This window comes from Aeromicrobium sp. PFPM2_SD2, from assembly GCF_057364525.1.
Genome location: NZ_JBNFNZ010000117.1, coordinates 1 through 6,312, shown reverse-complemented (window position 1 = coordinate 6,312; position 6,312 = coordinate 1). Strand labels below are relative to the sequence as shown.

The 6,312-nt window shown below is 73.2% G+C and carries 8 protein-coding genes and 2 pseudogenes; 3 read left to right on the top strand and 7 right to left on the bottom strand.

Going from position 1 to position 6,312, the window contains the following annotated elements:
• Positions 1 to 156 precede the first annotated feature (156 nt).
• Positions 157 to 558, bottom strand: coding sequence for a phosphate signaling complex PhoU family protein (locus AC2W7G_RS07535; protein WP_485867886.1), 402 nt, complete (start codon positions 556 to 558; stop codon positions 157 to 159).
• Positions 559 to 632: 74 nt separating this feature from the next.
• Positions 633 to 797, bottom strand: a pseudogene (locus AC2W7G_RS07530) (phosphate signaling complex protein PhoU); the annotation flags it as partial.
• Positions 798 to 931: 134 nt separating this feature from the next.
• Between AC2W7G_RS07530 and AC2W7G_RS07525 the strand changes: the two are divergent.
• Together AC2W7G_RS07525 and AC2W7G_RS07520 are read left to right on the top strand one after the other, a co-directional pair.
• Positions 932 to 2,077: a sensor histidine kinase gene (locus AC2W7G_RS07525; protein ID WP_485867885.1), complete on the top strand. Its 1,146-nt coding sequence runs from the start codon at positions 932 to 934 to the stop codon at positions 2,075 to 2,077.
• Positions 2,074 to 2,754, top strand: a complete 681-nt coding sequence (locus AC2W7G_RS07520) for a response regulator (protein WP_485867884.1) — start codon at positions 2,074 to 2,076, stop codon at positions 2,752 to 2,754. Before AC2W7G_RS07525 ends, AC2W7G_RS07520 begins: the two co-directional genes overlap by 4 nt.
• A gap of 81 nt (positions 2,755 to 2,835) precedes the next feature.
• Here the strand turns inward: AC2W7G_RS07520 and AC2W7G_RS07515 are convergent, their stop codons facing one another.
• From AC2W7G_RS07515 to AC2W7G_RS07495, 5 genes and pseudogenes are all read right to left on the bottom strand, one after another.
• Positions 2,836 to 3,582 (bottom strand): phosphoglyceromutase, encoded by a 747-nt coding sequence (locus AC2W7G_RS07515; protein ID WP_485867883.1) that lies wholly within the window; start codon positions 3,580 to 3,582, stop codon positions 2,836 to 2,838.
• A 45-nt stretch (positions 3,583 to 3,627) separates the two neighbouring features.
• Positions 3,628 to 4,275: a DsbA family oxidoreductase gene (locus AC2W7G_RS07510; RefSeq protein ID WP_485867882.1), complete on the bottom strand. Its 648-nt coding sequence runs from the start codon at positions 4,273 to 4,275 to the stop codon at positions 3,628 to 3,630.
• A 4-nt stretch (positions 4,276 to 4,279) separates the two neighbouring features.
• The gene (locus AC2W7G_RS07505) at positions 4,280 to 4,783 is read right to left on the bottom strand and encodes a type III secretion system chaperone family protein (RefSeq protein WP_485867881.1); all 504 of its coding nucleotides are present in this window, start codon (positions 4,781 to 4,783) and stop codon (positions 4,280 to 4,282) included.
• 193 nt (positions 4,784 to 4,976) lie between these two features.
• The gene (locus tag AC2W7G_RS07500) at positions 4,977 to 5,159 is read right to left on the bottom strand and encodes a glycosyltransferase (RefSeq protein WP_485867887.1); all 183 of its coding nucleotides are present in this window, start codon (positions 5,157 to 5,159) and stop codon (positions 4,977 to 4,979) included.
• Between the two features lie 274 nt (positions 5,160 to 5,433).
• Positions 5,434 to 5,955: pseudogene (locus AC2W7G_RS07495) on the bottom strand (glycosyltransferase); the annotation flags it as partial.
• 177 nt (positions 5,956 to 6,132) lie between these two features.
• Here AC2W7G_RS07495 and AC2W7G_RS07490 point away from each other — a divergent pair.
• Positions 6,133 to 6,312 (top strand): SDR family NAD(P)-dependent oxidoreductase (locus AC2W7G_RS07490; RefSeq protein ID WP_485867880.1); only part of this gene is annotated, 180 nt, incomplete at its 3' end.

Sequence of the window (6,312 nt, the reverse complement as noted above, 5' to 3'; positions counted from 1 at the left end):
GCGACGTCAAACGACCCAGCCCCGCGACGTCCCGGCTGGAGGGGGAGCGGGCCCTCGCGAGCGCGGCGGGCAGGTCCGGACGCAGGCGGATCATCGACACATCCTCACGCACGAGGGCCCCGTGGACACGTCCACGGGGCCCTCGTGCGGAGCAGGTCAGCTGAGCTCGCCGGTCACCAGGTAGACGACGCGGCGGGCCATCGAGACGGCGTGGTCGCCGATGCGCTCGTAGTAGCGGCCCAGCAGGGCCAGGTCGATGGCCGGCTCGACGCCGTGCTCCCACGAGTCGTCGAGGAGCACGCGGAACATGTGCTTGCGCAGGCGGTCCATCTCGTCGTCCTCGGCCTCGAGCCGGGCGGCGGCCTCGACGTCGCGGTCGGCCACGATGCGCGCGGCGGCGTCGATCATCTGGTCGGCGACCGAGGCCATCGACATGATCGTCGGGCGCAGCTTCTCGGGCACGGCCACGTCGGGGGCGCGGCGGCGCGCGACCTTGGCGACGTGCACCGACAGGGCCCCCATGCGCTGCAGGTCGGTGACCATGCGCAGGGTGGCCACGAGCTGGCGCAGGTCGTCGCGACCGGCTGCTGCGTGGCCAGCAGGAGCAGGGCCCGCTCCTCGATCGACTCCGTCTCGGTGTCGATGTGCTTGTCGCCGGCGATCACCCGCTCGGCGACGCCCGTGTCGGCGCCCAGCAGGGCGGAGGTCGCGTCGGCCACGGTGCGCCGGACGTCGTTGGTCAGGGAGACGAGCTCGTCGACGAGGGTGTCGAGCTGCTCGTAGTACTGGTCACGCATGCGAGCAGGCTAGGCAGCGCCGGTGAACGGGCGGCGACCTGCCGTGAACGGGACGTGAACACCCCCGGAACGTCCCAGGTCAGAGGGCTTGCGCGGGCGTCCGGAGGGTGTCCGGCGTGCGTACCATCGGTGCCGTGGAGCTGAGCACCGAGCTGGTCATCACCGCGTTCCTGGGAGCGCTCGTCGGTGCCGCGATCGCCTACCTGTGGCGGCTGAGCGAGCGCCGTCTGCAGGAGCTGCCGCCCGGGTCGGACGAGCCGCCGGCCGTTCCCCCCGGCGCCGAGGCCGTCCTGAGCGTCCTGTCGTCGTCCGCCCTGCTCATGGACGAGGACGACCGGGTGCTCCAGGCGTCCGCGCCCGCCTACGCGCTCGGGCTCGTGCAGCAGCAGGAGCTGACCTCCCCCACCCTGCTGGCGCTCGTGCACCAGGTGCGGCGCGACGGGCAGGTGCGCGAGCAGGAGACCACCCTCGAGCGGCGCGGCCGCGCCCCCGTGCACGTCCACGCGCGCGTCGCCCCGCTGACCCGCCAGGTCGTGCTGGTGCTGCTGCAGGACCGCACCCACGAGCACCGGGTCGAGACGATCCGGCGCGACTTCGTGGCCAACGTGAGCCACGAGCTGAAGACCCCGATCGGCGCCATCGCGATCCTGGCCGAGGCCGTCGGCGAGGCCAAGGACGACCCCGAGGCGGTCGAGCGGTTCGCCGGGCGCATCCAGGACGAGGGCCGCCGGCTCACCCGGCTCGTGCAGCAGATCATCGACCTGTCGCGCCTGCAGGCCGACGTCCTCAACGAGACCCCCGACGTCGTCGCGGTGTCCGAGGTCGTCGCCGAGGCCTGCGAGCACAGCCAGACCGACGCCGAGGCCAAGGGCATCGAGCTCGTCCGGGCCTGCGAGCCCGGCCTGTACCTGCGCGGCGACCGCGGGCAGGTGCACGCCGCGGTGAGCAACCTGGTCGAGAACGCCGTCACCTACTCCGAGCCCGGCACCCGGGTCTCGGTCACCGCCGAGGCGCACGACGACGACGTGCGCATCACCGTCACCGACCGCGGCATCGGCATCCCCGAGGGGGAGCTCGACCGCATCTTCGAGCGGTTCTACCGCGTCGACCCGGCGCGGCACCGCTCCACGGGCGGCACCGGTCTGGGACTGTCCATCGTGAAGCACGTCGCGGCCAGCAACGGCGGGTCCGTCGAGGTGTGGAGCAAGCCGGACGAGGGGTCGTCGTTCACCCTCGTCCTCCCGGCGCACGTGCCGGACAACGAGGAGGAGCACGCATGACCCGTGTCCTGGTGGTCGAGGACGAGGCGAGCTACAGCGAGGCGCTGTCGTACGTCCTGCGCAAGGAGGGCTTCGAGGTGGCCATCGCCGAGACCGGCCCGGACGCGCTGAGCGAGTTCGAGCGCGGCGGCGCCGACATCATCCTGCTCGACCTCATGCTGCCCGGGCTGTCCGGCACCGAGGTGTGCCGCCAGGTGCGCCAGACCTCGAACGTCCCGATCATCATGGTCAGCGCGAAGGACACCGAGATCGACAAGGTCGTCGGGCTCGAGCTCGGCGCCGACGACTACGTCACCAAGCCGTACAGCCCGCGCGAGCTCGTGGCCCGCATCCGCGCCGTGCTGCGCCGCGGCACGACCGAGACGGTCGAGGACGACTCCGCGCTCGAGGCCGGGCGCGTGCGCATGGACGTCGAGCGGCACCTGGTGACCGTCGACGGCGACGAGGTGCGCCTGCCGCTCAAGGAGTTCGAGCTGCTCGAGTACTTCCTGCGCAACCCCGGCCGGGTGCTCACCCGCGGCCAGCTCATCGACCGGGTGTGGGGCGCGGACTACGTCGGCGACACCAAGACGCTCGACGTCCACGTCAAGCGGCTGCGCGCCAAGATCGAGCCGGAGCCGGCCACGCCGCGCACGCTCGTCACCGTCCGCGGGCTGGGCTACAAGTACGAGGCGTAGGCACCGCGCGCTGACGGATCTTCATGCCTTCCGGTGGCCGGGGCGACTGGAAGGCATGACGATCGGTCCGGCCACGCCGGGTCAGCGGCCCTGGTTGGCGACCGCGGCGATGGCGTCCTTCGCCGCCTCCGGGTCCAGGTAGGTGCCGCCGGCCGTGACCGGCTTGAAGTCGTCGTCCAGCTCGTAGTGCAGCGGGATGCCGGTGGGGATGTTGAGGCCGGTGACCGCGTCCTCGCTCATGCCGTCCAGGTGCTTGACCAGGGCGCGCAGCGAGTTGCCGTGCGCGGTGACCAGGACGGTCTTCTGCGCCAGCAGGTCCGGGACGATCGCGTCGTACCAGTAGGGCAGCATGCGCTCGAGGACGTCCTTGAGGCACTCGGTGCGGGGCAGCAGCTCGTCGGGCAGGCCCGCGTAGCGCGCGTCGCCGGCCTGGCTGAACTCGCTGTCGTCGGCCAGCGCCGGCGGCGGGGTGTCGTAGGAGCGGCGCCAGAGCATGAACTGCTCCTCGCCGAACTCCTCGAGCGTGGCCTTCTTGTCCTTGCCCTGCAGCGCGCCGTAGTGGCGCTCGTTGAGCCGCCACGACCGGCGGACCGGCACCCAGTGGCGGTCGACGCCGTCGAGCACGATCTGCGACGTGCGGATGGCGCGGCGCAGCAGCGACGTGTGCGAGACGTCGGGCAGCAGGCCCGCCTCGCGCAGCAGACCGGGGGCGCGCTGGGCCTCGGCGACCCCCTGCCCGTTGAGGTCGACGTCCACCCAGCCGGTGAACAGGTTGAGCGCGTTCCACTCGCTGTGGCCGTGCCGCAGCAGGACGAGGTTCATGGTCATGGCCCGAGCCTAGCGAGACCGCGCCGGACGGTCGCGCGGGCGAGGCTACGCGTCGTGCCACTCCCGGAAGACGGCGTCGAGGGCCTGGACGTAGTCGTCCTGGCTGTGCACGCCGGCCAGCGTCCAGCGGTCCTCGATGACGACCGTCGGCAGCTGGGTCACGTTGACCGCTCGCCCGGCCTCGACCTGCAGCCGCACCTGGTCGGCGTACTCGTCGCTGGCCAGCAGCGCCTCGGCCGTCTCCAGGTCCAGGCCGACGAGCGCGGCCCGCGTGGCGAGCACGAACGGGTCCGAGACGTCCGCGCCCTCGAGCAGGTGCGCGCGCCACAGCTGGTGCGCCAGGTCGCGCTGCTCGGCCGCGCCGACGTCGCCGGCCCAGGTGAGCAGGCGCCAGGCGTCGAAGGAGCTGGCCTCGACGGCGTCGTCGAAGTTCAGGTCGATGCCGCTGATGCGCGCGGCGGCGCTCACCTGGGCCAGCATCTCGCCGGCCGCGTGGTCGCCGTGGCGCCCGGCCAGCGCCTCGCGCAGCGGGCGGCCGGAGCTGGATGCGTCCGGGTCGAGCTGGAAGGCGCGCAGCGCCATGTCGACCGGCTCGCCGCGCACGATGGTGAAGGTGGCGGCGGCACGCTCGAAGCGGGTGGTGCCGACGTAGGACCAGGGGTCGGTGACGTCGACGAACAGGCGGGCCCTCACGCGATCACGACTCGCTCGGGGCCGCGGGACGGAAGCGCTCGAACGCCGCGAGGTTGCGGGTGGACTCGCCGCGGGCCAGGCGCCACTCCCACTCCTTGCGGATCGAGGACTCGAAGCCGAGCTCCAGGATCGTGTTGAACGACTCGTCGGCGTAGCTCAGCACCGAGCCGAGCAGCCGGTCGACCTCGTCGGGCGTGACCGAGTCCAGCGAGACACGGCCGTCGAGGTAGATGTCGCCGGCCGCGTCGACGGCGAAGGCGACGGCGTACAGCCGCAGGTTGCGCTCGAGCATCCAGCGGTAGACGGCCTCGTGGTTCTCGTCGGGCCGGCGGGCGACGAAGGCGTGGATCGCGAGCGCGTGGCGCCCGACCTCCAGCCGGCACGTGGTCTTGAGCTTGCGCTCGCCGGGCAGGTCCACCTCGAAGACCCCGGGCCGGTGCTCGGTGTGCTCGAGCCCCGAGCGCTCCAGGGCCTCGCGGACGACCTCGGCCGCGTGCTGCTGGGTCATCGACGTCCTTCCCGGGCGGCCCGCGCCGCCTCGTACACGTCGAGCGTACGGTCCACGGTCGCCTCCCACCCGAACGACGCCGCGTGCTCGACCGCCTTGCGCCCCATCGCGTCGGCCAGGCCGGGGTCGCCGACCAGCCGCTCGAGGGCGTCGGCCCAGTCGGCCTCGTCGTGACCGTCGACGAGCAGGCCGCTCACCTCGTCGGCGACCGCCGTGGGCAGGCCGCCGACGCGGGCGGCGAGACGGGGGTGCCGCAGGCCTGCGCCTCGAGCGCGACCAGGCCGAAGGACTCGTTGTAGGACGGCACGCAGACCGCCGTCGACGCGGCGTACCAGTCGGCCAGGACGTCCTGGCGCACCGGCGGCTCGAACCGCACGACGTCCTGCAGGCCGAGCTCGCGAGCGAGGTCGGCGAGGGCGTCCGGCGCGTCCAGGCCCGAGCCCGACGCTCCCCCGAACCACCGGGACGACGAGGCGCTCGCGCAGCGACGGGGTCGCGCTCGAGCAGCACCGCGACGCGCGCAGCAGCACGTCCGGCGCCTTGAGCGGCTGGATGCGCCCGGCGAAGAGCAGCACGACGGCGTCCGGCGACAGGCCCAGCGAGGCGCGGGCCGTGTCGCGGCGGTCGGCGCGGAAGACGTCCAGGTCGACGCCGGGGTGCACGACCACGACCTGGGACGGGTCGGCGCCGTAGAGGCCCACCAGCTCGGCGGCCTCCTCGTCGGTGTTGGCCACGAGCCGGTCGGCGAGCCGGACGATCTCCTCCTCGCCGCGGACGCGTCCGATCGGCTCGGGGGTGTCGCCCTCGGCCAGGCGGGCGTTCTTGACCTTGGCCATCGTGTGCATGGTGTGCACGAGCGGCACCGACCAGCGCTCGGCCGCGACGGTGCCGACCTGGCCCGAGAGCCAGTAGTGGGAGTGGACGACGTCGAAGGTGCCGGGGCCGCTCTCGACCTCGGCGCGCAGGACGTCGCGCACGAACGAGCACATCTGCGCCGGCAGGTCGTTCTTGGTGAGGCCCTCGAACGGACCGGCGGCGACGTGGTGCACGCGCACGCCGTCGAACGCCTCGTGCACCTCGGGCTGGCTGGACGACGTGGCGCGCGTGAAGATCTCGACCTCCACGCCCCGCGCGGCGAGCCGTCGGGACAGCTCCAGCACGTACACGTTCATCCCGCCGGCGTCCCCGTCGCCCGGCTGCTCCAGCGGGGACGTGTGCGCCGAGAGCATCGCGACCCGTCGGATCATCAGCACCTCGCCTTCGGCCTCCCATCATCCCACCGCGTCCGGCATCGGCACCGCGAGGCCTCGCGAGTCCAGCACCGCGAGGGCGTCTGGGAGCATGGCGCCATGAGCACCCGCACCGCCGTCGTGACCGGAGCCAGCAGCGGCATCGGCGCCGCGACCGCCCGCGCCCTGGCCGGCGACGGCTTCCACGTCTACTGCGCCGCCCGGCGCGCGAGCGCGTCGAGGCGCTCGCCGCCGAGATCGCGGACGTCGTCGCGGCGACGTCACCGACCCCGGGCCTCG

Bases quoted from the DNA above. Each gene is read 5' to 3' on its own strand.
- AC2W7G_RS07520 (WP_485867884.1), top strand. From the start codon at position 2,074: ATGACCCGTGTCCTGGTGGTCGAGGACGAGGCGAGCTACAGCGAGGCG.
- AC2W7G_RS07505 (WP_485867881.1), bottom strand. From the start codon at position 4,783: ATGACCCAGCAGCACGCGGCCGAGGTCGTCCGCGAGGCCCTGGAGCGC.
- AC2W7G_RS07515 (WP_485867883.1), bottom strand. From the start codon at position 3,582: ATGACCATGAACCTCGTCCTGCTGCGGCACGGCCACAGCGAGTGGAAC.